Raw genomic sequence first — 26192 nt, forward strand, 5'->3', positions numbered from 1 at the left:
CATCAGCCAGCCTTGGGTGCCTCGCCTTCCGACTGCGGACCATGCTGCGGGCCACCCTTCGGGCCGCGCGGCGGCTTCGTCAGTGCTTCGAAAGCGGTGACCTGTTCGTCGTCGAGCACCGAGGCGAGTGCGCTATGGCGCTGTTCGAGAAGTTGCTTGAACTGCGCACCGCGCAAATCCCGTGATGGGTCGTCGCCCTTCATATCGGAGCGCTTCATCTGATGCAGCCCGTCGAAGAAGGTGCGCTCGGCATTCAGCACCTTGGCACTCTGCTCCTGGCTAAGATCCCAGGTCGCGAACAGCGGCGCATAGCGCTGCTCCAGTTGCGCCGTCATGCGCTCCGGGTCCATCTGCGGACCACCGTGATGACGCATCATCGAAGGCAGCGGACGCTCCAGCATCTGGTAGGCGTGCAACTGTTCGTCGGTCAGCACATCCGCCAGCTGCTCACGCTGCTGCTCGAGCAGGGATTCCATCGCGGCGCGGCGCTGCTCGGGCGCAACCTTGTTGTCAGCACCATCGGCGTCTGCACGCAGTTGCTGAAGACCGGCACGGAACTCGCTGTCGGCCCGAGCCAGACTGGCCAGCTTGTCCTCATCGAGGTGCCAGCTGGCGACCACGGCGTCCTTGAGCGGATTGCCGTGCGTCATCCGTGCCTCGTGAGGCGCGGACTGCCTGGATTGTTCAGTAGAGGCAGCCATGGCCAGCGGTGACAGGGTGGAAGCGGCGATGGCCAGCGCGATGAGTGACTTTTGATGAAATTTCATGACTTCGACTCCGGTTGCGCACCGAGACGCGGTGCAGGAGCACTATCTCGTGGCTTCGTGCAGGCAGTGTGCAGTGAGCATGGAAGGGTGAATCATCGAATCGGCAAGTGATGAGATCCACCACTCGCACCGTCGCTGCCAACAGGCATAAAAAAACCGCTCCTGTCGGAGCGGTTCTTCAAGGCGCAATTGAGAATGGCTGCAATAGCTCGGGAAGTGCTGAATAAATCGACGAGCGGGTTAAAGCACAAGGCGTACGGAGCACAGGATCCGGAGCCTATGGGGTATAGGTGAGGATTCCGATCGGACCGGCGCCCCGGCACCGCACAACGCAGTGATTTTCCCGCGCAGACATTTAGTCAGTGCTTCCCTCAGAACGCCCAGTCGTCGTCTTCCGTGCTGACCGTCTTGCCGATGACGTAGGAGGAGCCGGAGCCGGAGAAGAAGTCGTGGTTCTCGTCGGAGCCGGGCGAGAGCGCGGCGAGAATCGCCGGGCTGACGTCGGTGACGCTGGCCGGGAACAGCGCTTCGAAGCCCAGGTTCATCAACGCCTTGTTGGCGTTGTAATGGAGGAACTTCTTGACGTCTTCGGTGAAACCGACGTCGTCGTAGAGCGCTTCGGTGTACTTGACCTCGTTGTCGTAGAGCTCGTGGAGCAGCTCGTAGGCGTAGATCTTGACCTCTTCCTGACGCTCCGCCGGCAGCTGGGCCAGTTGGCGCTGGAACTTGTAGCCGATGTAGTAGCCGTGGATCGCCTCGTCACGAATGATCAGGCGGATCAGGTCGGCCGTGTTGGTCAGCTTGGCGCGGCTCGACCAGTACATCGGCAGGTAGAAGCCGGAGTAGAACAGGAACGACTCCAGGAACACGCTGGCGATCTTGCGCATCAGCGGGTCCTCACTGCGGTAACGCTCGAGAATCAGCTCCGCCTTCTTCTGCAGAAACGGGTTCTCTTCGCTCCAGCGATAGGCGTCGTCGACATCGCGGGTAGTACACAGCGTCGAGAAGATCGAGCTGTAGGAGCGCGCGTGAACCGACTCCATGAAGCTGATGTTGGTGAACACCGCCTCTTCGTGCGGGGTGATCGCATCCTCGATCAGCACCGGCGCGCCGACCGTGCCCTGAATGGTGTCGAGCAGCGTCAGACCGGTGAAGACGCGGATGGTCAGCTGCTGTTCATGCTCGGTCAGCGTGTTCCAGGCCGGAATGTCGTTGGAGAGCGGGATCTTCTCCGGCAGCCAGAAGTTGCCGGTGAGACGATTCCAGACCTCCAGGTCCTTGTCGTCCTGAAGACGGTTCCAGTTGATCGCGTCGACCCGGTTCAGATGACGGGCGGCAGAGGTGGGCATATCCATGAGAGTGCTCTCGTTCGGTTGGCGCCGGAGTGGCCCCGGCGCGTTCAAACAGATTCAGGCTTACAGCGTGCAGGAAACGCAGCCCTCGACTTCCGTCCCCTCGAGGGCGGCCTGACGCAGACGAATGTAATAGATCGTCTTGATACCCTTGCGCCAGGCGTAGATCTGCGCCTTGTTGACGTCGCGGGTGGTCGCCGTGTCGCGGAAGAACAGCGTCAGCGACAGGCCCTGATCGACATGCTGCGTCGCCTCGGCGTAGGTGTCGATGATCTTCTCCGGACCGAGCTCGTAGGCGTCCTGATAGTATTCCTGGTTCTCGTCCGTCAGGTACGGCGCCGGATAGTAGACGCGCCCCAGCTTGCCTTCCTTGCGGATCTCGACCTTGGCCGTCACCGGGTGAATGCTCGAGGTCGAGTTGTTGATGTACGAGATCGAACCGGTCGGCGGGATCGCCTGCAGATTGCGGTTGAACAGGCCATGAGCCATGACCGAGGCCTTCAGCTCGCGCCAGTCGTCCTGGGTCGGAATGGCAATGCCACTCTTTTCGAACAGGCCACGCACCTTCTCGGTCTTGGGCACCCACGCCTGCTCGGTGTACTTGTCGAAGTACTCGCCGCTGGCATAGGTCGACTGCTCGAAACCGGCGAAACGCTGATTGCGCTCGATGGCAATGCGATTGGACGCCCGAATGGCATGAAACGCGATGGTATAGAAGTAGAGGTTGGTGAAATCCAACCCTTCCTCGCTACCGTAGAGAATGTGCTCGCGCGCCAGATAACCGTGCAGGTTCATCTGTCCCAGGCCGATGGCGTGAGACTTGGCGTTGCCTTCGGCGATCGACGGCACCGAGGTGATGTTGCTCATCTCGGAGACCGCGGTCAGCCCGCGAATGGCCGCTTCCACCGTGGTGCCGAAGTCCGGCGAATCCATGGCCTTGGCGATATTGAGCGAACCCAGGTTGCAGGAGATGTCTTCGCCGATATGGCGATAGCCGAGATCGTCGTCGTACTCGGTCGGCGTGTTGACCTGCAGAATCTCCGAGCAAAGATTCGACATGTTGATCCGGCCGTGAATCGGGTTGGCACGATTGACCGTGTCTTCGAACATCAGATACGGATAGCCGGATTCGAACTGCAGCTCGGCGATGGTCTGGAACAGCTCGCGGGCGTTGATCTTCTTCTTGCGGATACGCCCGTCGGCGACCATCTCCTCGTACTTCTCGGTGACGCTGATGTCACCGAACGGCACGCCGTAGATGCGCTCCACGTCGTAGGGCGAGAACAGGTACATGTCCTCGTTGCGCTTGGCCAGCTCGAAAGTGATGTCCGGCATCACGATGCCCAGCGACAGCGTCTTGATCCGGATCTTCTCGTCGGCGTTCTCGCGCTTGGTGTCGAGGAACCGCAGGATGTCCGGGTGGTGCGCATTGAGATAGACCGCCCCCGCGCCCTGGCGTGCGCCCAGCTGGTTGGCGTAGGAGAAGGCATCTTCCAGCATCTTCATGATCGGGATGATGCCGGAGGACTGATTCTCGATGCGCTTGATCGGCGCGCCGGATTCCCGCACGTTGGAGAGCGAGAACGCGACGCCGCCGCCGCGCTTGGAGAGCTGCAGCGCCGAATTGATGGAGCGCCCGATCGACTCCATGTTGTCTTCGATACGCAGCAGGAAACATGACACCAGCTCACCGCGCTGACGCTTGCCGCAGTTGAGGAAAGTCGGCGTCGCCGGCTGGAAACGGCCGTGGATGATCTCTTCCACCAGCTGCCTGGCCAGCGTTTCCTCGCCACGCGCCAGGCTCAGCGCGACCATGCAGACGCGGTCCTCGAAGCGTTCGAGATAACGCTTGCCGTCGAACGTCTTGAGCGTGTAGCTGGTGTAGTACTTGAACGCGCCCAGGAAGCTCTGGAAGCGGAACTTCGCTGCGTAGGCCTGATCGAACAGCGCCGAGACGAAGCCGAAGTCGTACTGATCCAGGACCTGCTGCTCGTAGTAACCCTCTTCCACCAGGTAGTCGAGCTTTTCCTTCAGCGAGTGAAAGAACACCGTGTTCTGGTTCACGTGCTGCAGGAAATACTGACGCGCCGCTTCTCGATCGCGGTCGAGCTGCAGACGGCCGTTGGCGTCATACAGGTTCAACATGGCGTTGAGCGCGTGATAGTCGAGCGCCTTGGCGTTATGTTCGGCGCCGGCGGCGGGTCGCGCTACCGTACCGGTATCTAGGCTGAGCGTTTCCAAAATTCGGTCACTCCTGCGAGGACTCGATGGACATCTTCGACGGTGCCCATCAGTTCAAAGCGATAGAGAAGCGGTACCTGACACTTTTGCGCAACGACTCGCCCGGCCAGGCCGAAGGACTCGCCGAAGTTGGTGTTGCCGCCGGCGATCACGCCGCGAATCAGGGACCGATTGTGTTCGTCATTCAAGAAGCGAATGACAGGCGCCGGCACCGCAGAACGCGGATCGCCGTCACCATAGGTCGGTACAACGAGAATATAGGGTGCTTCAACCCGCAGGGGTGGGTCGCTTCGGTTCAGCGGAATCCGGCTTGCCGATAAACCCAGCTTTTCGACGAAGCGACGCGTATTGCCTGATTTGGTCGAGAAATAGACCAGTTCAGCCATGACGGTCTCCTGCGCCCTGCGCGATATCGACAGCGCGGATCGAGAACCGCGCTAGCCGGAGAATTTCAAAAGGATCCGATCAGGCAACCAGCGTGCTGATCTTGTCCGGGCGGAACCCGGCCCAGTGATCTTCACCCGCGACCACGACCGGCACCTGGCGATAGCCCAGATTCTGGACGCGCTGCATCGCATCGGCGTCCTGTGTCAGGTCGACCACGGTATAGTCGATGCCCTGCTTGTCCAAAGCGCGATAAGTGGCGTTGCACTGAACACAGGCAGGCTTGCTATAAATCGTGATGCTCATGGTAACCATCCTTCACAGAAAAAGACGCCATCGATGACCGATGGTGCAGGCTTGGGCGACGTGGGAATCACGCTTTCTGACCGTGCCCGCCGCTTCTGGAAAACACTATATATGGTAGCCATGCGATTTTCCAAGCATAGATGTGCTCTTTTTCTGTAAACATCCTGTGGATAATTTTGTACCCTCGTAGAGCCCGCATGGTAGCCGGCCTCCCGCCCTGTCAAGGGTAAAAAGGTGCTACCCCGAGGCGCGAAAACGCGCCGATGGCTTGTGCCGATCGACGCGTCGCAACACACCATCTGGTAGAAAAGGCAGACCGGCCTGGTAGTGAAAAAAGTCGATCTGATAGCGACAGAGGATCGACAGGGAAGTGGCAAAACGACGATGCGCCAGCCACCGCGGATCGCGGATCAGCCCTTCTTGATCGCGTGCCCACCAAACTCGTTGCGCATGGCAGACAGCAGCTTATCGCCGTAGGAATCCTGCTCGCGGGATCGCAGGCGCTCGAGCAGCGACAGCGTGATCACCGGGGCGCTGACGTCGAGCTCGATCGCCTCGGCCACGGTCCAGCGCCCCTCGCCGGAATCCGACACGAAAGGGGCGATGCCTTCGAGCGACGGATTCTTCGCCAGCGCGTCGGCGGTCAGATCGAGCAGCCAGGAACGAACCACACTGCCATGACGCCAGATGTCGGCAATCTGGTGCAGATCGAGATCGAAATCCTTGCGCTCCATGATCGCAAAGCCTTCGGCATAGGCCTGCATCATGCCGTACTCGATGCCGTTGTGGACCATCTTGGTGAAGTGGCCCGCGCCGTTGGGACCGACATGCCCCCACCCCTTGTCGGCCGCTGGCGCCAGACTCTCGAACAGAGGCTTGAGCGATTCGACGATCGCCGTCTCGCCGCCGACCATCATGCTGTAGCCCTCCTGCAGACCCCAGACGCCGCCGCTGGTGCCGACATCGACGGCATGAATCCTGTGTTGGCGCAACGCTTCGGCCCGACGCACGCTGTCCTTGTACATCGAATTGCCGCCGTCGATCACGATGTCATCCTTCGACAGCAGCGGTTCGAGTTCAGCGATGAGCTTGTCGACCAGCGTCCCGGCCGGCACCATTAGCCAGACGATTCGAGGCGATGGCAATGCGTCGATGGCCGCCGCCAGCGATGCAGACGGCTCGATACCTTTCTCCGCCGCTTTCGTCATCGCTTCCTCGCTGGGATCGTGACCTACCACGCGGTGCCCGCCGCGCACCAGACGCTCGGCCATGTTGGCGCCCATGCGCCCGAGTCCCACCATTGCAAGATCCATACGAACTCCTCTTGAGAGAGATAGGCGTCGTTTGAGAGAGAACGGCGTCGTTTGAGAAGGCGTCGTGTGCCGAGATTCGCCCCGCGCTCGGCGCCTGAGGGTACTGCGTAAGGCAGGATTGCCGCTAGCCGATCGATCGGGTCAGGTGACTCGCGATCAGGCGCTTGGCCGGCCAGGCCGCTTCACCAGCCCGCAACACTGCCTTTCGCAACCATTTGGCTGGCGTTCGATCGTCGGTATAGAGCCCGACAATGGCCAACGTCGCGGCAAACAGCGGCGCCGTCGCCAGACGCTGCTCGCGCTGATAGCGCCTGAGCAGCGTGGGCGAGGCGATATCCTGTCCTGCGGTGCGCGCCTCGCCGATCAGCTCCGCCAGCCGTGACAACCCCTGCAGTCCGAGGTTGAAGCCATGCGCGGTGACCGGATGCATGCCCACCGCGGCATCGCCGATCAGCGCCTGACGATGGCCGATGAAGCGTTCGGCGTAGACGCTGACCAGCGGATAGCGATGCGGCTCTGCGATACGGCGCATCGCACCCAGCCGACCGCCGAAGCGACGGGTGATGTCGGCATCGAATGCCTCGTCGCTCAACGCCAGCTGTTGCTCCATTGCCGCAGGGGACAGTGTCAGCACCAGCGACGAACAGTGGGTGTCGACCGGCAACAGCGCCAGCGTCTGACCGTAGCCGAACCACTCCCATGCCGTCTGATCGTGAGGTTGGTCGTGATGCATTCGGCATACCAGCATCTGCTGACCATGCTGATGGATATGGGCGGGAATGCCCATGGCGCGACGCGTGGTGGAAAAGCGACTGTCAGCTGCCACCAGCAGCGAAGTCTGAATCCGCTCGCCGCTGGCGAGAACGATGTCGACCTCGCCATCGTTGGCCTGAAAGCGCGCTATCTGTTGCTGGTCGCGCCACAGCACTGCGCCGGCGCCCGTCGAGGTATTCTGCAGTGCCGCATGGGCGGCCCGCCGGATCACCTGGTTGGGCACCAGACAGCCTAGCGGCTCTTCAAGAGACGCCTGCGGCGCGATCTGCATCGCGAACAGCGACTGACCATCGAAGACCTTGGCGGCACGCATGCGGGCGCGTTCGGCGGGACCGACCCGCGACCACACGTCGAGCTGATCGAGAATCTGCTGAGAGGCGCGAGTCAGCGCGATCTCTCGCCCGTCGCTGGCCGGTTCCGCCATCGCCGATCGCGGCTGGCGATCGATCAGCATCGAACTCACACCCTGTCGCGACAGCGCATTGGCGAAACACAGACCGATCGGCCCGGCCCCGACGATGACCACATCGACCCGGGTGGTGGGGGTTGAATCATCCATTCGTGCCGCTCCCTAGCGTCAATGGGGCGTAACCGTAACGGAAAAAGGGGTCACGGCGAAGCACCGCCCATGGCACTTGACGCACACGCTCAATGCTTCTCGTCGAAAATCTTGGTGTGACCCAGCTTATCCTTGAAGATTTTTTCCTCGAATTCCACTTCCAGGTGCTTGTCACCCCTGCGCCCAAGGCGATGGTACTCCAGACCGCTGAAGCTCAGCTCCAGCTCATCGTCGTACTCCTCGAGCAATTTTCTGAATTCGCCAACGGTAATAATCATGACATCTCCTTTATCGAGGGAACGTCGAAGTCCTTCCGACACTCCAAGCCTAGACCATGACGCCGGTTTGGGATGTCGTCTTCGGCCAATGTGATCTGCCGAAAATCGTCTCGCCAGGTCCGTCACTGCCACTCATGGTTACCCTGGGCGCTGTCTGAAAAGTCGACGAGCGAAGGCAAGACCGGGACGCGTAGCTAACAGTTTTCAAACAGTGCCTAGCGTAGGACATCGCTAGGGTGGCGTCCCATCGCCCAGTGGCGACATCCGCGGATCGTTTCACCGAACCCTCGTCTGCAGGGTCTCTTTTTCAGCCAGGAGTGTTTAGTCCATGAATTTTCGTTTTCTGTCCGCCGCCCTGTTGACCGCCTCGATAGCCGCTTCACCGATGGCCTCGGCCTTCAGCTTCGACAGCGTCAAGAAAAACGCTGGCGAAATGATGTCCGGGCAGTCCTCGCAGAGCACCGGTACCGCCGGTGGCGCCTCACTGCTCAGCTCGCTGGGCTCCGGCTCCATGAACCTCGGTAGCATGCAGAACGTGGCCGGTGTTCTCGGCTACTGCCAGGATCAGGGCTATGCCGAAAGCACCACCGACAAGGTCAAAAGCAGCCTGCTCGACAAGATCGGCGGCCAGCGTCAGGCCGAGAAAAGTGACGGCTATCAGCAGGGCCTGAGTGGACTGCTGCAGGGCGGCAATGGCCAAACCTTCAGCCTGACCAACCTCAAGGAGCAGGTAGGCAAGAAGGCTTGCGGCATGGTCGCCGACAAAGCCATGTCCTCTTTCCTCGGCGGCTGATACCTGGCGTCGGATCGCCTTTTGTAGAACCGGCCCCCGAGCTCATGGCGTCATGCACCCGGGACGTCCGTCGAGGGGCCATGCCTGTCGTTGCTCGATCCTTCAGTCATCGCGCCTGTCGCCACGCGCCAGACAGAACGCGATGAATCGTTCGAGCAGCGGGCTGCGATACTTATCGCGATGCAGCACCAGGCTGAATTCCCGCGTCATTTCCAGATCCAGATCGATCTCGACCAGGCGACCGTCCTTCAGCGCGTGATGCGCTTCCAGCGCCGACAGGCAGGTCAGCCCGAGTCCGGCCGCGGCGGCATTGATGATCGCCTCCGCCGAGTTGACCTCCAGACTCAGCTCCCACTGCGGCAGTCGTGGCGCGATGAAACGCATGAACTGCTCGCGCGTGCCGGATCCCGGTTCACGCAGCAACCAGCCGAACTCGTCCAAGGTGCCGATCTCAACGCGGGCCTGCTGCGCCAGCGGATGGTCGCGGGAAGCCGCCACCAACATCCGGTCGCGACGCCACGGCAGCACATGGAAACGCTCTCCCGCGACGCGGCCTTCGATCATCCCGACGTCCAGCTCGAACGCCTCCAGTGACGCGCAGATCGCCGCGCTGTTGGCGATGGTGACCCGTTGATCCCGATGCCCGGTGTCGAGACGGAAGTCCCGCAGCAGCGTCGGCAACAGCTGATGGCCGATCGTGTAACTGGCACCGATATGGAGACGCCCGCCGAGCGCGTCGTTGTCGAACAGCTGTTCGATTGCGGCGTTGCGGGCCAACAGTTCGTCCGCCATTGGCAGCAGCCGCCGCCCCTGATCGTTGAGGTAAAGCCGGTTACGGTGACGATCGAAGAGAGTGCGGCCGCACTGCTTCTCCAGCTCTGCCAGCGCGATGCTGACCGCCGGCTTGGTCAGAAACAGCCTCGCCGCCGCTGCCGTCAGCGTCCGCTCCCGCGACACCGCGACGAAGACCTGTAGTTGCCGAAACGTGATTGCCATCGCTCTCGCCGAGGTTAAATTTCGTAAAACGAATGGTGAAAAAAGTTAAAATATAACGATAGCGCTAAATGCCATAAGGTGTCTCCACCGATCTCGAGGAGAACGCCAATGATTCCCCTGTGCCAGCGGCTTCAGACTGCCCCCACTCCGATGGCCGGCCTGGCGCTGGGTATCTCCAGCCTGGGCTGGAGCTGGGAGAGCTTCGCCTCTTTCGGCGGGTTCGCCCAGCTTGCCGGCGCGACCGTCGCCTCCTTCCTGCTGCTGCTTCTCGGCGCCAAGTTCATCCTCCATCCTCGCCTGCTGTGGGCAGACCTGGCGCACCCCGTGGTCGGCAGCGTCGTGCCGACGTTCGCCATGGCGCTGATGGTGTTGTCGAAAGCCGCCGGGGAGTGGCTGATGCCAGCCGCCGGGGTCACGCTCTGGCTGGTGGCGGTGGCGCTGCATCTGAGTTTTCTCGTTGCTTTCGTGGCGCACCGCGCCAAAGCCTTCGAGCTTCACCACATGGTGCCGGCCTGGTTCGTACCGCCGGTAGGGATCATCGTCGCCGATGTGGCTGTTCCCGGCGTCGCGGCGCTGCACCCGCTGGCCGTCGGCCTGCTCTACCTGGGCATGGGGCTCTACGCCATCCTGCTGCCGGTGATGATCTATCGGCTGATCTTCGCCGGCGAGATCCCCGATCCAGCGAAGCCGACCATCGCCATCATGGCGGCACCGGCCAGCCTGTCGCTGGCCGGTTATCTCACCGTGATGGCCGAACCGTCGCCGCTGATGATCGCGCTGCTGGGCGGCATCGCGGTGCTGATGACCCTGATCATCTATCTGGCCTTTTTCAAGCTGCTGCGCCTGCCCTACAGCCCGGGCTACGCGGCGTTCACCTTCCCCATGGTGATCGGTGCCACGGCGCTTTCGAAGACCGCTGCGTGGATGCAGAAGGAAGGTTTCAGCGCGCACGATGTCGCCATCGTCCACGGCCTGGCGACGCTGGAGGTCATCGTCGCCAGCGTCATCGTCGGTTACGTGGCCCTGCGTTATCTCGATTTCCATCTCTACGCCGGACGCGAACGCGCCACGCCCGGCACCGTGTGACGCGCACTGCATGACGGCATGGAAGAACCTGACGGCATGGAAGAACCCGGTTGCATGCGCCAGACTCAACGCATGCCGATTTCCCGCTCTCTCCGCCCCTTTTCCGTCGCCGCCCGGTTTCGCTGGCGGCTTGTTGCCATCAGCCTGATGCTGACGGCGCTGTCGCCGCTGGTCACGGCAGACACGTTGTCCGAAGACGCTCTGCCCAAGGCCACTCGCGATGACGTCACGACACGCGCGCGTGACCTGTCGCGCAGCCACACCCTGCTGGTCGCCATCGACGGCGAAACCGTGATCGACGAAGGCTTTCGCAGCCACGCGACCGACGAGACGGCCAACATCAAGTCGCTTTCCAAGACGCTGATCTCCGCCCTGGTGGGTGCCGCCATCGACCGTGGCGTGATCGAGAGCGTCGATCAGCCGGTGGTCGAGCTGCTGGGCGACCGGGTTCCCGCGGACGTCGACCCACGCGTCAGCGACATCACCGTCGGCAACCTGCTGTCGATGCAGGCTGGGCTGGAACGCACCTCCGGCGGTAACTACGGCGCCTGGGTGGCGAGCTCGAACTGGGTCGCCGATGCGCTAGAGCGACCCTTCGTCGCCGAACCCGGCGGTCGCATGCTCTACTCCACCGGCAACAGCCACCTGCTCTCCGCCGCGCTCACCGAGGTCACCGGGCGCAGCACGCTGGCGCTCGCGCGAGACTGGCTGGGCGCTCCGCTCGGCATCGCCATTCCACCGTGGACAAGGGATCCGCAGGGGATCTACTTCGGCGGCAACGAAATGGGCCTGACCCCGCAGGCGCTGTTGCGCTTCGGCGAAATGGTCCGCCAACGGGGTCGGCGCGACGACCGGACAGTGCTCTCCGCCGACTGGATCGAGCGCGCCTGGCAGCCGCGCACCCGCTCGTTCTTCAACGGCGACGACTACGGCTACGGCTGGTTCATCACTCGCATCGCCGACCGCCCCGTCTATTACGGCTGGGGATACGGCGGCCAACTGCTCTACGTCATCCCCTCCCGTGCCATGACCGTGGTGATGACCTCGGATCCGACGCCACCTTCCCGCGGCAGCGACTATCTGGACGACGTCGAGGCACTGATTGCAGAATTGATCGAGGCAACGAACCCGTCCGACCCGGAACCTTCCCCATGACACTTTCCGATCGCGAGGGCGACAACTGGACCCTCACCACGCCCGCCGCACGCTCCCGCAATGGCGTGGTGGCGGCGCAGCATCGAATCGCCGCGCAGGCCGGAGCGGCCCAGCTCGACGCCGGGGGCAACGCCGTCGATGCCATCGTCGCCACCGCCTATGCGCTGAATGCCGTCGAACCGTGGATGAGCGGACTTGGCGGCGCGGGTTTCATGGTGATCTGGCTGGCAAAGGCGCAGCGCGCCGTGACGCTGGATTTCCAGGGCGTGCTGGCCGGCGACACGCGACTCGAGGATTACCCGGTCGATCCGTCGCTGCCGGCGACGCCGATGGGGTTCCCCGGCGTGGTCGACAACGCCAATATCGAAGGCTATCACTCGATCACCGTGCCCGGCGCCGTGGCCGGGCTCGATCACGCGCTCACCCGGTATGGCACGAAGCGGCGTCCCGAAGTGATGGCACCCGCAATCGCGCTGGCCGAACGGGGTCTGGATGTCGACTGGTTCACCAGCCTGCAGATCGGCGTCTGCGCCAGAACGCTGGCCCGCGACCCGGTATCGAGTTCGATCTATCTGCCCGGCGGACACCCGGCGACGCCGGAGAGCCGGCTGCGCATTCCGATTCTGGCCGCGACCCTGCGCGAGATCGCCGAAGGCGGCAGCGAGACTTTCTATCGCGGCGCGCTGGCCGAGAAGATCGTTGCCGATCTGCAGGCCGGCGGCTCGCGCATTTCGCGGCAGGATCTCGCTGCCTACGAGGTGTTCGAATATGCCCCCATGGCCGCCGAGCATCGCGGCTACACGCTCTACACGTCGGGAGCGCGCTCCGGCGGCCTGCGCCAGCGCGAGATGCTGGCGCACGCGCTGGCGGCGATGCCGATCCCGCCGGAAAAGCCGACACCGGAGACCTGGCGGGTTTACGCCGAAGCGCTGGAGCACTGCTGGAAGCGGCACAAGATTCGCAACGGTGTCATCACTGAGCAGGGCGCCTGCACGTCATCGATGTCATCGGTGGACGCCGAAGGCAACATGGTGGCGCTCACCTACACCCTGCTCAACCGCTTCGGTTCCGGCGTCACCCTGCCCTCGACCGGCATGCTGATGAACGACAGCGTCAGCTACTTCGACCCGCGCCCCGGCTACCCCACCACCATGGAAGGCGGCAAGCGTATCAACTCGTCGAACATGTGCCCCACGGTGGCCGTGAAAGACGGCGAGGCGCGATTCTCGGTGGGCGCTTCCGGCGGCAACCTGATCATGCCGGCGGTGACCCAGGTCGCAGCGCTGATGATGGATTTCGGCATGTCCGTGGAAGAGGCGATACACCATCCGCGTCTCGATGCCAGCTTCCGGGGTTCTGTGCGTATCGATCCACGTTTCAGTCCCGAGACGCTGGCGACACTGGCCAAGCGTTTCGAACTGGAGATCGCCCCGCAACGGGTGTTCCCCAAACTCTACGCCTGCGTCTCGGCGCTCTCGCGTGACCCGGCCACCGGCGAATGCGTGGGCCTGAACGACCCGACGCAGCCGGTCGGCGGCGCCGCCACGCCGGCACCGTTTCAGCTCGAACCGCTCGGCGATGACGAGCCGGCCGTGCGCCCCTGATTCACTACCAGGATTTCGACATGTCTATCGTCGTATCAATACCGGGTGTGGATAAAACACACTGGTGGATCGAGCAACTTCAAGTCCTGCTCCCGAACTGGACGATCCGCCCGATCGATGATCCGGGGGACGCCGAAGCGGTCACCTATGCCGTGGTATGGAAACCGGCGACCGGCGCCTTTCTGGCCTTCCCCAATCTCAAGGCGATCGTCTCGCTGGGAGCGGGTATCGATCACGTGCTGGCCGATGCCGAGCTGCCGCGCCGGATGCCCATCATCCGCACCGTGGGCACCGACCTGACCCAGCGCATGCGCGAGTACGTGGCGCTGCACGTGCTGCGTCACCATCGCGATATGCCGACGATCGCCGCCAATCAGCGCGAGCGGCGCTGGAAACCGCTGGTGGTGCCGCCCGCCACCGGTCGCACCGTCGGCGTCATGGGGCTGGGCAATCTCGGTGGCACGGCAGCCTCGACGCTGGCCGCGCTCGGTTTCGAGACGCTGGGCTGGTCGCGCACCCGACACGATATCGAGGGTGTCACGACTCACGCCGGGAAGGCCGAGTTCGATGCTTTTCTCGCTCGCTGCGAGATCCTGGTTTGCCTGCTGCCGCTGACCGAGGCGACGACAGGCATACTCGATGCCAGGCTCTTTGCCCGTCTGCCCCGAGGCGCGAGCGTGATCAATGCCGGGCGCGGCGCCCACCTGGTCGACGACGATCTGCTCGCCGCGCTGGAGAGTGGACAGCTGTATCACGCCACGCTGGACGTCTTCCATCTCGAGCCGCTGCCGAGCGAGCATCCGTTCTGGACGCATCCCCAGGTCACGGTGACCCCGCACATCGCCTCGCTGATCGATGCCCCTACCGGCAGCCGCATCGTCGCCGCCAATATCGAGCGCTTCGAGGCCACCGGGCATGTCGAGGATCTGGCCGATGCCGGGCGCGGCTATTGAGTCGGCAACACGGATAAAGAGTTGTCGTACACCTCGTCCGCACGCTGAGGCGACAACTTGCTAAACTGATCGGACAGGCGATTCGATATCGTTCTTCTCTTCACGCGCACGCTAAGGGGTCACATGTCCAGCCATAAAGAGGCCAGCAAGAAAGACAACACCGCGAGTCGCCGCAACATCAAGTCCTGGTTGACCGACATGGACGGCGTCCTGGTTCACGAGAACAAGGCCATCCCCGGCGCCGCGGACCTGATCAATCAGTGGCGAGAACGGGAGATTCCGTTCCTGGTGCTGACCAACAACTCGATCTACACGCCTCGCGACCTCAGCGCTCGCCTGCGGCAGAACGGCCTGGAGGTTCCCGAGGACAAGATCTGGACCTCGGCGCTGGCCACCGCGGCGTTTCTACGCGATCAGGCGCCGGGCGGTTCGGCCTTCGTCGTCGGCGAGGCGGGATTGACCACGGCGATCCATGAAGCCGGTTTCATCATGACCGATACCAAGCCGGATTATGTCGTGCTGGGCGAGACTCGCTCTTATTCTTTCGAGGCGATCACCAAGGCGATCCGTCTGATCATTCAGGGCGCGCGTTTCATCTGTACCAACCCCGACGCCACCGGACCCAGCCAGGAAGGCGTGCTGCCGGCCACCGGTGCCATCGCGGCGCTGATCACCGAAGCCACCGGTCGCAAACCCTACATCGTCGGCAAGCCCAATCCGATGATGTTTCGTTCCGCGCTGAACAAGCTCGGCGTCCACTCGGACAGTGCCGGCATGATCGGCGACCGCATGGACACCGATATCGTTGCCGGTATCGAGGCGGGCATGCACACGGTGCTGGTGCTGAGCGGCATCGCCGACAAGGCCGAGATCGAGCGCTATCCGTTCCGGCCCAAGGAGATCATGTCATCGGTGGCCGACCTGGTAGACAAGTAGCCCGATAGACAAGAAGCGGGGCGGCGACCGGCACCGCCCTCGCTCATCTCTGCCGCTTACCTCTGCCGCTTACCTCTGCCGCTTACCTCTGCCGCTTACCCCTGCGCCGACAGCCGCTCACCGAGCAGCCGGCCGTTCTCGAGACAGTCCCCCACTGCGATACCGCCCCGCCAGTTGCCGGCCAGATGCAGTCCGGGATATGTCTCGAGCGCGAGATCCAGCGTCTCGAGTCGCGCCAGATGCCCCAGCTCATACTGCGGAATGGCCTGCGGCCAACGCGTCACCTTCTGCCACACCGGTTCGTCGCGAATGCCCAGCAGGTCACGCAGATCGTCAAGCACCCGCGCCACCTGCGTCGCATCGTCCCCGGCCGCCGCTTCCGGGCTCTGACGCCCGCCGATGAACACGCTGAGCAGCTTGTGGCCGGCCGGTGCGCGATTCGGAAACAGCGTCGACGAGAACAGCGCCCCCAGGGTGCGACGGCGCTCGTCGCGTGGAATCAGCATGCCGAATCCGTCCAGCGAATGCGCGACATCCTGCTCGCGGAAACCCAGCGCGATGGCGTTGACCGGCGGATAGGCGATCGCTGCCAACGGATCGGCCAGCGACTCGTCCAGCGGTCGCAGCAGTTGCGCCGCCACCGGCGCGGGTACCGCCAGCACCAGCGACTCGGCTCGCCACTCCCCCCCCTGATCATCTACCACGACCCACTGCTCGCCTTCACGGCGCAGGCTATGTACAGAGCAATCGGTATGAATGGCGGCCGTCGGCTGGGCCACGATACGCTCCGCCAGCCGATCGGCAAGATGCTGCAGGCCCCGGGGGAAACTCACCAGCTTGCCGCGCCATTCGGCCGGCACGCCAGCGGGATCGCGGCGCGCCTGACGCAGACGCTTGACCCCGCCGATGATCAGCGAGCGATGTTCCTGTTCGATAGCGGCCAGGCGCGGCATGGCGGCCTGCACCGACAGCTGGGCCGGATCTCCCGCGTAGACGCCGGAGACGAAGGGATCGACCATCCGCGCCAGGATCCGAGGGCCGAGTCGCCGCTCGACGAAAGCAGCCAGCGTCTCTTCGCGGGCGTTGCGCCGGGGCAGAAAGGGTTCGCGCGCAAGGCGCGCCCAGCCACGCCATCCGATGAGTGGACTGGTCAATGCCTCGAGCGGTGTCATCGGCAGCGCAACGGGGCGGCCGTTCAGTACCACGTAACGCTTGTTGGCAATGGCGTTGGCTGGCTGGGCCTCCCCGAGCAGACCGAGTTCGTCCAGCAGCGCATGGAGCGGCGGCTTCATGATCACGGTATTGGGGCCGTGCTCGATCTGCCATTCGCCATCGCGCTCGGTATGCAGGTTGCCGCCAACCTGGTCGTTGCTCTCGAGCACGGTGACGCTCCGGCCGCGCTTGGCCAGCGCCCAGGCCGCCGCCAGGCCGGTCGCACCGCCGCCAATGATCAAAGTGGCGGGTGGCGTCTCGGGACGGGCATGGGGGGGCGCGCTCAAGGCGTCGGGGACGTGGCTGGACATGGTCGCTCGTGCGAGGAAATGGGTTACGCAGTCTACGCAGACCTCACGTCATCTGCATCCGGCCAACGTGCGACAGCTTGCCGTCACGCTGGCCGCTCCGGGGTTATTCGTTGCCGGGTTGGTCAGACTCGCCCGGATGACAGCCGGGCGCCGCCACATAGATGTCGCAGTCCGGCATCACCGAGTTCTCGGTGTGGGGCGTCCCGTCCGGTGCCCAGTCGTAATCCACCAACTGCGCGCGGTAGACCTGATTGGTGACGTAGTCGTCGCTCGGCATCGACTTGCCGAAGAACGGGCTCACGTACTCCCACACGATATCGCCTTCCGGCGTGACCTGAAACAGCCGGCCGTTCTGGCCCTCGTCGATCAGCGTATTGCCGTTGGGCAGCCGACGCGCACTCGAGATGAACGAGCTGTAGAACGTGTAGGGCGAACGTCCCGACATATTGCCGGTGTACTGCCACACGATCTTGTCGCTGCTCGGATCGACCTCGATCACGCGGGAGGACGAGAAAAACCCCTGCCTGGAGGGCGGAAAGCCGGCATTGCCCTGGTTGTCGAAGATCAGCAGATTGCCGGCGCCCGGCAGACCCTCGGGGATGAAGTGCGCGTCATGCGAGCCCACGGTCTGATCCACTGGGCGGCCAAGCTTGCCATTGAGCTGCAGGGCCGGCAGATCGGGGCCGATACGCCAGACGATCTCGCCGCTCTGCCTGTCGACGATGAAAGTGACGTTGGCGTTGCGCGAATTGACCAGGATATTGTCCGGCGCAAAGCGCTCGTCGCCAGCGTCGTACCAGCGGTTGGGCCCCACCGGTACGGCCGTGTTCAGATGCAGGAAGTCGGGATCCTCGGAGTCCTTGAGCGCGCGCAGTCCGGCGTCGGAAAACCCCATCTCGTCGAGATGATCGCCTGACTTCCACTCCCATACCACCCGGCCCTCGTCATCGACCTCCTCGATACCGTTCTCGATGATCGGATAATCGAAGCCGTTGAGTTCCCGCATCTCGGCGGTCATCACCAGGTTGTTGCCGTTGGGCAGGCGGCGCATATCGTGATGCTGGTAGACCGGATCCTGCTGGCTGCCCCACTGCCACTTGACCTCGCCGTCCCAGTTAACCTCCGCCACGGAGGCATTGGTGAGACCGTTGCCGGGACTGGCGTGCTCGGGGAGCTTGTCGGCCCTGGCTAACTGCACCAGCAGATGGCCTTTTTCGCCGTCGGCCTGGTCGGCGGAGAGCGGAATGGGCGGGAAGCTCTCGTAGTCCCAACGGTGCACTTCGTTGCCGTTCATATCGATCAGGTGGGTCTTGCGATCGCCGCCGGGGAACAGCACGAAGCCGTTGTAGGCCCGCTCGGGGTCGTAGTAGGTGGTGCCGGTGGGAAAGCTGCTGGGCAGGGCAAACGCCGTGGTGGCCGTTGCCGTCAACAGGGCACCCAGTAACATCGAAACGGATCTTGCCGGTGACATCATCGCTCGTCGCTCCTTCGTCGAGTCCCGCCGTGCGCGGGTCTGGCCGGCACTGCGGTGTCGGCGATATCCACCTGGCCGATGATGAAAGTCGTTGATCGCCATCGGCTCTACGGTGGACCTTTGAGATAGGCCTTTACGTTAGACCTTTACGATAGACCTTTACGATAGACCTTTACGTAAGACCCTGGCGACGGCATTTCTCTCCCTGCCCCGGAACATTCGCGGCTATGCGACGCCGGGCAGCAGTCCAGCGAACTCGGCGGTCGTCATCGGCTTGGAGAACATCGGATAATCGTAGGCGATCGCAGCATCGTGCTCGGCCTCGCTGGTGGCGGCAACGGCGTCGGTCAGCGTCAACACCTCGAAACCTTTCTCGTAGCCGGAACGCATGGTCGATTCGACACAGCAGTTGGTCAAAAAGCCAGCCAGGGCAATCGTTTCGATGCCCTTGCTGCGCAGGATGAAATCGAGATTGGTCGAGGCGAAGGTGTCCAGCCCGCGCTTGCCTTCGATGACGATGTCACCGGGCTGCGGCGTGAGTGCCTGGCAGATTTCGGCACCCCATTCACCTTTCACGAATGCACTGCCCTTCACCACCCCCGCCAGAATGCCGTAGGGCCGGGCCGTGATCTCGCCATACCCCGGCGCGAACTGAATCGGCGCATGGAGAATGCTGACGCCCGCGGCACGCGCTCTGGCGACCAGATCCCGGGTCTTGGCCAGCATGTCATTGCGCGCCATGACCTCTTTCACGGCGTCGTGAAGCGCGCCGCCTTCGGAGGTGAAATCGTTCTGGAATTCGATCAGCACCAGGGCAGTCCTGGCGGCATCGAGTGTTCTGGCGGGGTGGGCTGGATGGGCTGACATGACGGGGCGCTCCTGAACGGGAATGGGCTCGCTGTCATTCAGCGTAGCCCATACCCGGCCGGAGAGCGGTCTCGAAACGAACGCTAGCCGTACACGCCCTGACTGCGCAGATAGTCGTCGTAGTTGCCGCTGAAATCGACGATGCCGTCCTCTTTCATCTCGATGATGCGCGTCGCCAGCGAGCCGACGAACTCCCGATCGTGACTGACGAAGATCAGCGTGCCGGGATAGTTGTCCAGGGCCAGGTTGAGCGCCTCGATCGACTCCATGTCGAGGTGGTTGGTGGGCTCGTCCATTACCAGCACGTTGGGCTTCTGCAGGATCAGCTTGCCGAACAGCATCCGACCCTGCTCGCCACCGGAGATCACCTTGACCGACTTGCCGATGTCATCGTTGGAGAACAGCATCCGCCCCAGCGCACCGCGTACGGTCTGCTCGCCTTCGGTGGTCCACTGGCGCATCCAGTCGAACAGCGTGTCACCGCTTTCGAAATCGGCGGCGTGGTCCTGAGCGAAGTAACCCACTTCCGCGGCGTCGGTCCACTTCACCTCGCCGGCGTCCGGCGTCATCGTGCCGACCAGGCAGTTGAGCAGCGTGGTCTTGCCGATCCCGTTGGGGCCGATGATCGCGACCCGCTCGCCGGCCTCGATCTGAAGTCCCAGGCGGTCGAACAGCACATTGTCGTCCCACGCCTTGGAGATTTTTTCCGCCGTCAGCGCGTGCCGATGGATCTTCTTGCTCTGCTCGAAGCGAATGAACGGGCTGACTCGCGAAGAGGGCTTCACTTCGTCCAGCTGAATCTTGTCGATCTTGCGCTGGCGCGAGGTGGCCTGCTTGGCCTTGGACGCATTGGCCGAGAAGCGGCTGACGAACTGCTGCAGCTCGGCGATCTCCGCCTTCTTCTTGGCGTTCTCGGAGTGCAGGCGCTCGCGAGCCTGGGTCGCGGCGATCATGTACTCGTCGTAGTTGCCCGGGAAAAGACGCAGCTCGCCGTAGTCGAGATCCGCCATATGGGTGCAGACGCTGTTCAGGAAGTGACGATCGTGAGAGATGATGATCATCGTCGAACTGCGCGCCCGCAGGATCTCTTCCAGCCAGCGGATGGTATTGATATCCAGATGGTTGGTGGGCTCGTCGAGCAGCAGTACATCGGGGTCCGAGAACAGCGCCTGCGCCAGCAGCACGCGCAGCTTCCAGCCCGGCGCCACCACGCTCATCGGCTGGGTGTGCTGTTCGAGCGGAATGCCCAGCCCCAGCAGCAGCTCGCCGGCGCGGGATTCGGCGGTATACCCTTCGAGTTCGGCGAAGCGCACTTCGAGATCGGCGACCTTCATGCCGTCCTCGTCGCTCATCTCCGCCTGGGAGTAGATCCGCTCGCGTTCCGCCGCGACTTCCCACAGCTCCTCATGCCCCATGATCACGGTATCGATCACGCGCTCGTTCTCGAACGCGAACTGGTCCTGGCGCAGCTTGCCCAGTCGCGTGGTGGCATCCTTCATCACTTGACCGCCGGACGGCTCCAGGTCGCCCCCCAGGATCTTCATGAAGGTGGACTTGCCGCAGCCGTTGGCGCCGATCAAGCCGTAGCGATGACCACCGCCGAATTTGACGGAAACGTTCTCGAACAGCGGCTTGGGGCCAAACTGCATGGTGATGTTGGCAGTAGAGAGCACAGCGGGGAATCTCGCGGGAAACGACGTGAATGAAACGACGACAGGATGAATAGCACGACGCAAGCCGAGGCGAGCTCTACTGGCGTCTTGGACGTTCGTATAGGTGGATTATACGCGGATGCAGTGCCCGCTCATACGGCGCGAGCGAAATGATTGCCGCCTCGGTCTGATGCAGCCGCCGTTTCACTCGCCCCGCGGGAAGCGCTGGGACTCCTCGACGATGTTGAGATCCATGTGGTTGCGCATGTAACGCTGGGAGGCATCCTGCAGCGGCTGGTGATCCCAAGGATAGTAGTGTCCGTTGCGCAGCGCTTCGTAGACGATCAGGCGCTGCGCCTGGCTCTCCCGAACCTCGGCGTCGAAACGCTGCATGTCCCAGCGCTCGCGGACCTTGGCCTGGAATTCCGCCAGCGTCTCGGCATAGTCCGGGTCGTCGGCCAGATTGCGGGTCTCGTGCGGATCGGCCTCGAGATCGAACAGCTGCGGCGGATCGATCTCACAGTGATTGAACTTCCACTGGCCCTCGCGAATCGTGACCAGCGGCGCCTGGGTGCCCTCGGCGGCGTACTCCATGTAGACCGGCGTCTCGCGGCTGCCGCCACGCGCCAGAGGCAGCAGCGACTCGCCATCGGTCCAGGGTTCGACTTCGGAGAGATCGATGCCCACCAGATCGGCCAACGTGGCATTGATGTCGATGGTCGACACGGGCGTCTCCACCGAACGCGGCTCCAGTCCCGGCGCGGCGATCATCAGCGGCACTCTCGAGGAGCCCTCGAACGGGCTCATTTTGAACCACAGCCCCTTCTCGCCGATCATGTCGCCGTGATCCGAGGTCACCACGATGATGGTGTCGTCGAGCATCCGGGTCCGTTCCAGCACGTCCAGAATCGAACCGACCTTGTCATCGATATAGGAAATATTGGCGAAATAACCGCGCCTTGCCCGGCGCACGTGCTCGGGCTGGATATCGAATTTTGTGTAGTCGTTGGCCTCGAAGACCCGCTGGCTGTGCGGATCGAGTTCGTCGAAGGGCACCACGCCCTGCTCCGGGTCGAGATGCTCGCAATCCTCGTACAGATCCCAGAATTTGCGCCGCGCGACATAAGGATCGTGGGGGTGGGTGAAGCTCACGCACATCGACCACGGGCGCGCGTCATGCCCGCGAGAGAGATCGAACAGTTTCTGCTCGGCGTGAAAGGCGACTTCGTCATCGTACTCCATCTGGTTGGAGATCTCGGCGACACCGGCGCCGGTGACCGAGCCCAGATTGTGATACCACCAGTCGATGCGCTCGCCGGGCTTGCGATAGTCCGGCGTCCAGCCGAAGTCGGCGGGATAGACGTCGGTGGTCAGGCGCGTCTCGAAGCCGTGCAACTGGTCCGGCCCCACGAAGTGCATCTTGCCGGAGAGACAGGTCGAGTAGCCGGCGCGACGCAGATGATGGGCCCAGGTCGGCACCGCGGAGCGGAATTCGGCGGCGTTGTCGTAGACGCCGGTGCGCGACGGCAACTGGCCCGACATGAAGGCCGCACGACCCGGCGCACACAGATAGCTCGGCGTGTAGGCGTTATTGAAATTCACCGCCCGCCTGGCCAGCTTCTTCAGATTGGGCGCGTGCAGAAAGTCCGCCGGCCCATCCTGAAATAGCGTGCCGTTCACCTGATCGGCCATCAGTACCAGAATATTCGGTCGCGTCATGCTCCCTCCCTGCGTCGTTGGATTGGGCGTTCGAGATACGCCCCAGCTTGCGCGCCAGACAAGGACTGGCGCAAACGATCAATTCGACGCCTGAGGCCAAGCGAAGCTTGGGCTGGTTTCCGCTCGCGCTATCGCCACCCGCTCCTGCCACAGAGACCTCCTCGATGTCAGTGGATCTTGACCCGACACCGCCGAGTCGTTCCAAAAGTCGGCGTTTCGTCCAATTCTCGCCTGGCGCCACTGCGTAATCTGGTCGCCAAGCGTCGAGCGACTCATGGCACGGGAAGGGCCAAGGTGCCGTCCGCCCTCGATTCGATCGCGGCTTTTCAACATCACTCATCGACAAGGGGCTGATCATGTCACCGAAACTGGAAGTCTTGACGCCGAACAACTGTCAGATCATTTTCATCGACCAGCAGCCGCAGATGGCTTTCGGGGTGCAGTCCATCGACCGTCAGGTGCTGAAGAACAATGTGGTGGGGCTGGCCAAGGCCGCCAGCATCTTCGGCATTCCCACCACCATCACCACGGTGGAAACGCTCAGTTTCTCCGGGCATACCTTTCCCGAACTGCTCGCCGTCTTTCCAGACCTTCCCATCCTCGAACGTACGTCCATGAACTCCTGGGACGACCAGAAAGTGCGCGACGCCCTGGCCAGGAATGGCCGCAACAAGGTCGTCGTCGCCGGTCTGTGGACGGAGGTCTGCAACAACACCTTCGCGCTCTCCGCCATGCACGACGCGGACTACGAGATCTACATGGTCGCTGACGCCTCCGGCGGTACCTCGAAGGACGCTCACGACTACGCCATGCAGCGCATGATCCAGGCCGGCGTCGTACCGATGACCTGGCAGCAGGTACTGCTGGAGTGGCAGCGCGACTGGGCGCACAAGGATACCTACGACGCCGTCATGGCACTGGTCAAGGAGCACTCCGGCGCTTACGGCATGGGGGTCGACTACGCCTACACCATGGTGCACGGCGCAGACGAGCGGGTGAAACATGGCCCGACCGAGGAGCCGGTTCCCGCGCGCTGACCGCTCGCCCTACTGAGACAAAACCAGAACGACCAATCCGGCGCTCACGCCAGGCAAGTCCCGTTCTTTCGACGCTCGCCTGGAAGGCGAGGTCGAGAGCGGATCGGCTCGCGCGTCCCACCTTCCGCCATTCGTCCCGCGAGGTCAGCACGGCCATGAAGCTCTATCTGCTCTCCATCGGTGCCGGCGTACTGGTCGGCATCCTCTACAGCCTGCTGCAGGTTCGTTCACCGGCCCCGCCGATCGTGGCGCTCCTGGGGCTGCTGGGCATGCTCTGCGGCGAGCAGGTGATTCCGGTGGCCAAACACGTTCTGGCGGGCACCTCGCTGGCCTCGGCCTGGCACCGGTCCGACTGCAGCAATCACATCCTTGGCGTGCTACCAGGCAGAAACAACGGCCAGCGCCCGCTGGAGCCAACGCCGTGCGAACCGTCGGCCCACAGCGACGACAACCAGTCAGCCTCGGAGGAACGTCCGTCATGAACCGATCAGGCAATACCGCCTCTCCGTCAGTCCCCGATCTGATTCTGGTCAACGGAAGGATCACCACGCTGGATCCCTCCCAACCGCAAGCGGAAGCCGTCGCCATCCAGGGCGGTCGCTTTTCGAGGGTGGGCACGACCCGCGACATCACGGCGCTGGCCAATGCCAGCACCCAGGTCATCGACCTGCAAGGCAAGCCGGCGCTGCCGGGACTGATCGACAACCACACCCACGTCGTGCGCGGCGGGTTGAATTTCAACATGGAGCTGCGCTGGGACGGCGTGCCGTCATTGGTCGATGCCATGCGCATGCTCAAACAACAGGTCGCGATCACCCCGCCACCGCAGTGGGTGCGAGTCGTCGGCGGATTCACCGAGAACCAGTTCGCCGAGAAACGCCTGCCGACGCTCGACGAACTCAATGCCGTCGCACCGGACACCCCGGTTTTCATTCTGCATCTGTACGACCGCGCGCTGCTCAATGCCGCCGCGCTACGCGCCGTGGGCTACACCCGGGAGACGCCCGAACCTCCGGGCGGCGAAATCCTGCGGGATGGCAAGGGCAACCCCACCGGCCTGCTGCTGGCGCGTCCCAACGCCACCATTCTCTACTCGACGTTGGCCAAGGGCCCCAAGCTGCCGTTCGACTACCAGCTCAACTCGACGCGTCACTTCATGCGCGACCTCAACCGGCTCGGCGTCACCAGCGTCATCGATGCCGGCGGTGGCTTCCAGAACTACCCCGAAGACTACGCGGTGATTCAAAAGCTGGCGGACGATGGCCAGTTGACGGTGCGTCTCGCCTACAACCTGTTTACCCAGAAGCCCAAGGAGGAAAAGCAGGACTTCCTGAACTGGACCCGCTCGACCACCTACAAACAGGGCGACGACTATTTCCGTCACAACGGCGCCGGCGAGATGCTGGTGTACTCCGCGGCCGATTTCGAGGATTTCCGCGAACCCCGGCCCGACATGCCGCCGGAGATGGAGGGCGAGCTCGAGGAAGTGGTCCGCGTGCTCGCCCAGAATCGCTGGCCGTGGCGGTTGCACGCCACCTACGACGAGACCATCAGTCGTGCCCTGGACGTGTTCGAAAAGGTCAACCAGGAGATCCCGCTCGAGGGCATCCACTGGTTCTTCGATCACGCCGAAACCGTCTCCGAGCGCTCCATGGAGCGGATCGCGGCGCTAGGGGGCGGCATTGCGGTGCAGCATCGCATGGCCTATCAGGGCGAGTATTTCGTCGAGCGCTATGGCGCCGGGAGCGCCGAGGCGACGCCGCCGATCGCGCGGATGCTGGAACTGGGCGTGCGCACCTCGGCCGGCACCGACGCCACGCGTGTCGCCTCCTACAACCCCTGGGTCTCGCTGGCCTGGCTGGTGACCGGCAAGACCGTCGGCGGCCTGCGACTCTACCCAAGGCATCACTGCCTGGATCGCGATACGGCGCTGCGGATGTGGACCGAGAAGGTCACCTGGTTCTCCAACGAGGAGGGCAACAAGGGGCGCATCGCTGCGGGCCAACTGGCCGATCTGATCGTTCCGGACCGGGACTTCTTTACCTGCGCCGAAGACGAGATCGCCCATGCCAGCTCGCAACTGACCGTGGTCGGCGGACGCGTGGTCTACGCAACGGCGGGTTTCGCAGGGCTGGACGACACGCCGCCCCCGGCCATGCCGGACTGGTCGCCGGTCAACCGTTACGGAGGCTACGCCGGTTGGAAGGAGGCGGAAGCGGCCGCCAACCCGACACCGGTGATGCGCGTCTCCGCCAGCGCATGCGGCTGCGCCTCCGGTTGCGCCGTCCACGGCCACGATCATGCGCGCGCCTGGGCCAGCCAGGCGCCGGCCTCGGACCTGAAAGCCTTCTGGGGCGCGCTTGGCTGCGCCTGCTGGGCGGTGTGAGATATCCCCATTCGCCACAGGTCATCGCGCGGAGGTG

General features: G+C 63.3%; 23 protein-coding genes. 9 read left to right on the forward strand and 14 right to left on the reverse strand.

Annotated features, from left to right (window positions below; all coding sequences use genetic code 11):
- Positions 1-2: 2 nt before the first annotated feature.
- The 8 genes from DOM36_RS15780 to DOM36_RS15815 all read right to left on the reverse strand — a co-directional run bounded on the left by DOM36_RS15780 (position 3) and on the right by DOM36_RS15815 (position 7974).
- The gene (locus DOM36_RS15780; protein ID WP_110643671.1) at positions 3-767 is read right to left on the reverse strand and encodes a hypothetical protein; all 765 of its coding nucleotides are present in this window, start codon (positions 765-767) and stop codon (positions 3-5) included.
- 371 nt (positions 768-1138) lie between these two features.
- A complete protein-coding gene (gene nrdF / locus DOM36_RS15785) occupies positions 1139-2116 on the reverse strand; it encodes a class 1b ribonucleoside-diphosphate reductase subunit beta (protein WP_110643697.1) in 978 nt (325 codons plus the stop codon).
- Positions 2117-2182: 66 nt separating this feature from the next.
- A complete protein-coding gene (gene nrdE / locus DOM36_RS15790) occupies positions 2183-4360 on the reverse strand; it encodes a class 1b ribonucleoside-diphosphate reductase subunit alpha (RefSeq protein ID WP_075568579.1) in 2178 nt (725 codons plus the stop codon).
- Entirely contained in the window at positions 4342-4746 is a 405-nt protein-coding gene (gene nrdI / locus DOM36_RS15795) for a class Ib ribonucleoside-diphosphate reductase assembly flavoprotein NrdI (protein WP_075568578.1), read from the reverse strand. Before nrdI ends, nrdE begins: the two co-directional genes overlap by 19 nt.
- Positions 4747-4825: 79 nt before the next feature.
- Entirely contained in the window at positions 4826-5050 is a 225-nt protein-coding gene (nrdH, locus tag DOM36_RS15800; protein ID WP_071230919.1) for a glutaredoxin-like protein NrdH, read from the reverse strand.
- 410 nt (positions 5051-5460) lie between these two features.
- Positions 5461-6363, reverse strand: a complete 903-nt coding sequence (gene gnd, locus DOM36_RS15805) for a phosphogluconate dehydrogenase (NAD(+)-dependent, decarboxylating) (RefSeq protein WP_075568577.1) — start codon at positions 6361-6363, stop codon at positions 5461-5463.
- A gap of 124 nt (positions 6364-6487) precedes the next feature.
- Positions 6488-7696 (reverse strand): 5-demethoxyubiquinol-8 5-hydroxylase UbiM, encoded by a 1209-nt coding sequence (ubiM, locus tag DOM36_RS15810; protein WP_075568576.1) that lies wholly within the window; start codon positions 7694-7696, stop codon positions 6488-6490.
- Between the two features lie 89 nt (positions 7697-7785).
- The gene (locus DOM36_RS15815; protein ID WP_075568575.1) at positions 7786-7974 is read right to left on the reverse strand and encodes a hypothetical protein; all 189 of its coding nucleotides are present in this window, start codon (positions 7972-7974) and stop codon (positions 7786-7788) included.
- Between the two features lie 328 nt (positions 7975-8302).
- Here DOM36_RS15815 and DOM36_RS15820 point away from each other — a divergent pair, with 328 nt between their 5' ends.
- On the forward strand, positions 8303-8767 hold the full coding sequence (locus DOM36_RS15820) for a DUF2501 domain-containing protein (RefSeq protein ID WP_110643672.1): 465 nt from the start codon (positions 8303-8305) through the stop codon (positions 8765-8767).
- 102 nt (positions 8768-8869) lie between these two features.
- Here DOM36_RS15820 and DOM36_RS15825 read toward each other — a convergent pair whose 3' ends face one another.
- On the reverse strand, positions 8870-9763 hold the full coding sequence (locus DOM36_RS15825) for a LysR substrate-binding domain-containing protein (RefSeq protein ID WP_110643673.1): 894 nt from the start codon (positions 9761-9763) through the stop codon (positions 8870-8872).
- Between the two features lie 108 nt (positions 9764-9871).
- Here DOM36_RS15825 and DOM36_RS15830 point away from each other — a divergent pair, with 108 nt between their 5' ends.
- The 5 genes from DOM36_RS15830 (at position 9872) to DOM36_RS15850 (ending at position 15497) form a co-directional block, all read left to right on the forward strand.
- Positions 9872-10849 carry a TDT family transporter gene (locus DOM36_RS15830; RefSeq protein ID WP_110643674.1) on the forward strand — a complete coding sequence of 326 codons (978 nt, stop codon included), beginning with the start codon at positions 9872-9874 and terminating at the stop codon, positions 10847-10849.
- A 54-nt stretch (positions 10850-10903) separates the two neighbouring features.
- A complete protein-coding gene (locus DOM36_RS15835) occupies positions 10904-12004 on the forward strand; it encodes a serine hydrolase (RefSeq protein ID WP_232823885.1) in 1101 nt (366 codons plus the stop codon).
- Positions 12001-13608 carry a gamma-glutamyltransferase gene (locus DOM36_RS15840; protein ID WP_110643675.1) on the forward strand — a complete coding sequence of 536 codons (1608 nt, stop codon included), beginning with the start codon at positions 12001-12003 and terminating at the stop codon, positions 13606-13608. The genes DOM36_RS15835 and DOM36_RS15840 overlap by 4 nt, the downstream gene beginning before the upstream one ends.
- Before the next feature lie 20 nt (positions 13609-13628).
- Positions 13629-14561: a glyoxylate/hydroxypyruvate reductase A gene (locus DOM36_RS15845; RefSeq protein ID WP_110643676.1), complete on the forward strand. Its 933-nt coding sequence runs from the start codon at positions 13629-13631 to the stop codon at positions 14559-14561.
- Between the two features lie 123 nt (positions 14562-14684).
- Positions 14685-15497 carry an HAD-IIA family hydrolase gene (locus DOM36_RS15850; protein WP_075568569.1) on the forward strand — a complete coding sequence of 271 codons (813 nt, stop codon included), beginning with the start codon at positions 14685-14687 and terminating at the stop codon, positions 15495-15497.
- A 95-nt stretch (positions 15498-15592) separates the two neighbouring features.
- Here the strand turns inward: DOM36_RS15850 and hemG are convergent, their stop codons facing one another.
- The 5 genes from hemG to betC form a co-directional block, all read right to left on the reverse strand.
- Entirely contained in the window at positions 15593-17020 is a 1428-nt protein-coding gene (gene hemG, locus DOM36_RS15855) for a protoporphyrinogen oxidase (RefSeq protein WP_110643677.1), read from the reverse strand.
- A 103-nt stretch (positions 17021-17123) separates the two neighbouring features.
- On the reverse strand, positions 17124-18467 hold the full coding sequence (locus DOM36_RS15860) for an aryl-sulfate sulfotransferase (protein ID WP_198651305.1): 1344 nt from the start codon (positions 18465-18467) through the stop codon (positions 17124-17126).
- A 252-nt stretch (positions 18468-18719) separates the two neighbouring features.
- A complete protein-coding gene (locus DOM36_RS15865) occupies positions 18720-19361 on the reverse strand; it encodes a cysteine hydrolase (RefSeq protein WP_110643679.1) in 642 nt (213 codons plus the stop codon).
- An 83-nt stretch (positions 19362-19444) separates the two neighbouring features.
- A complete protein-coding gene (locus DOM36_RS15870) occupies positions 19445-21034 on the reverse strand; it encodes an ABC-F family ATPase (RefSeq protein WP_075568566.1) in 1590 nt (529 codons plus the stop codon).
- A gap of 183 nt (positions 21035-21217) precedes the next feature.
- Complete coding sequence (gene betC, locus DOM36_RS15875; protein WP_075568565.1) at positions 21218-22732, reverse strand: choline-sulfatase; 1515 nt, start codon at positions 22730-22732, stop codon at positions 21218-21220.
- 356 nt (positions 22733-23088) lie between these two features.
- On the opposite strand from betC, the gene DOM36_RS15880 reads away from it, so the two are divergent.
- The 3 genes from DOM36_RS15880 (at position 23089) to DOM36_RS15890 (ending at position 26155) form a co-directional block, all read left to right on the forward strand.
- Positions 23089-23769 carry a hydrolase gene (locus tag DOM36_RS15880; protein ID WP_198651306.1) on the forward strand — a complete coding sequence of 227 codons (681 nt, stop codon included), beginning with the start codon at positions 23089-23091 and terminating at the stop codon, positions 23767-23769.
- A 155-nt stretch (positions 23770-23924) separates the two neighbouring features.
- Positions 23925-24251, forward strand: a complete 327-nt coding sequence (locus tag DOM36_RS15885) for a XapX domain-containing protein (protein ID WP_110643681.1) — start codon at positions 23925-23927, stop codon at positions 24249-24251.
- Complete coding sequence (locus DOM36_RS15890; RefSeq protein WP_110643682.1) at positions 24248-26155, forward strand: amidohydrolase; 1908 nt, start codon at positions 24248-24250, stop codon at positions 26153-26155. The genes DOM36_RS15885 and DOM36_RS15890 overlap by 4 nt, the downstream gene beginning before the upstream one ends.
- The last annotated feature ends 37 nt before the right edge of the window (positions 26156-26192 follow it).

Origin of the sequence: Salinicola sp. CPA57, assembly GCF_003206035.1 — a bacterium.
In the GTDB taxonomy this organism is placed as follows: domain Bacteria; phylum Pseudomonadota; class Gammaproteobacteria; order Pseudomonadales; family Halomonadaceae; genus Salinicola; species Salinicola socius.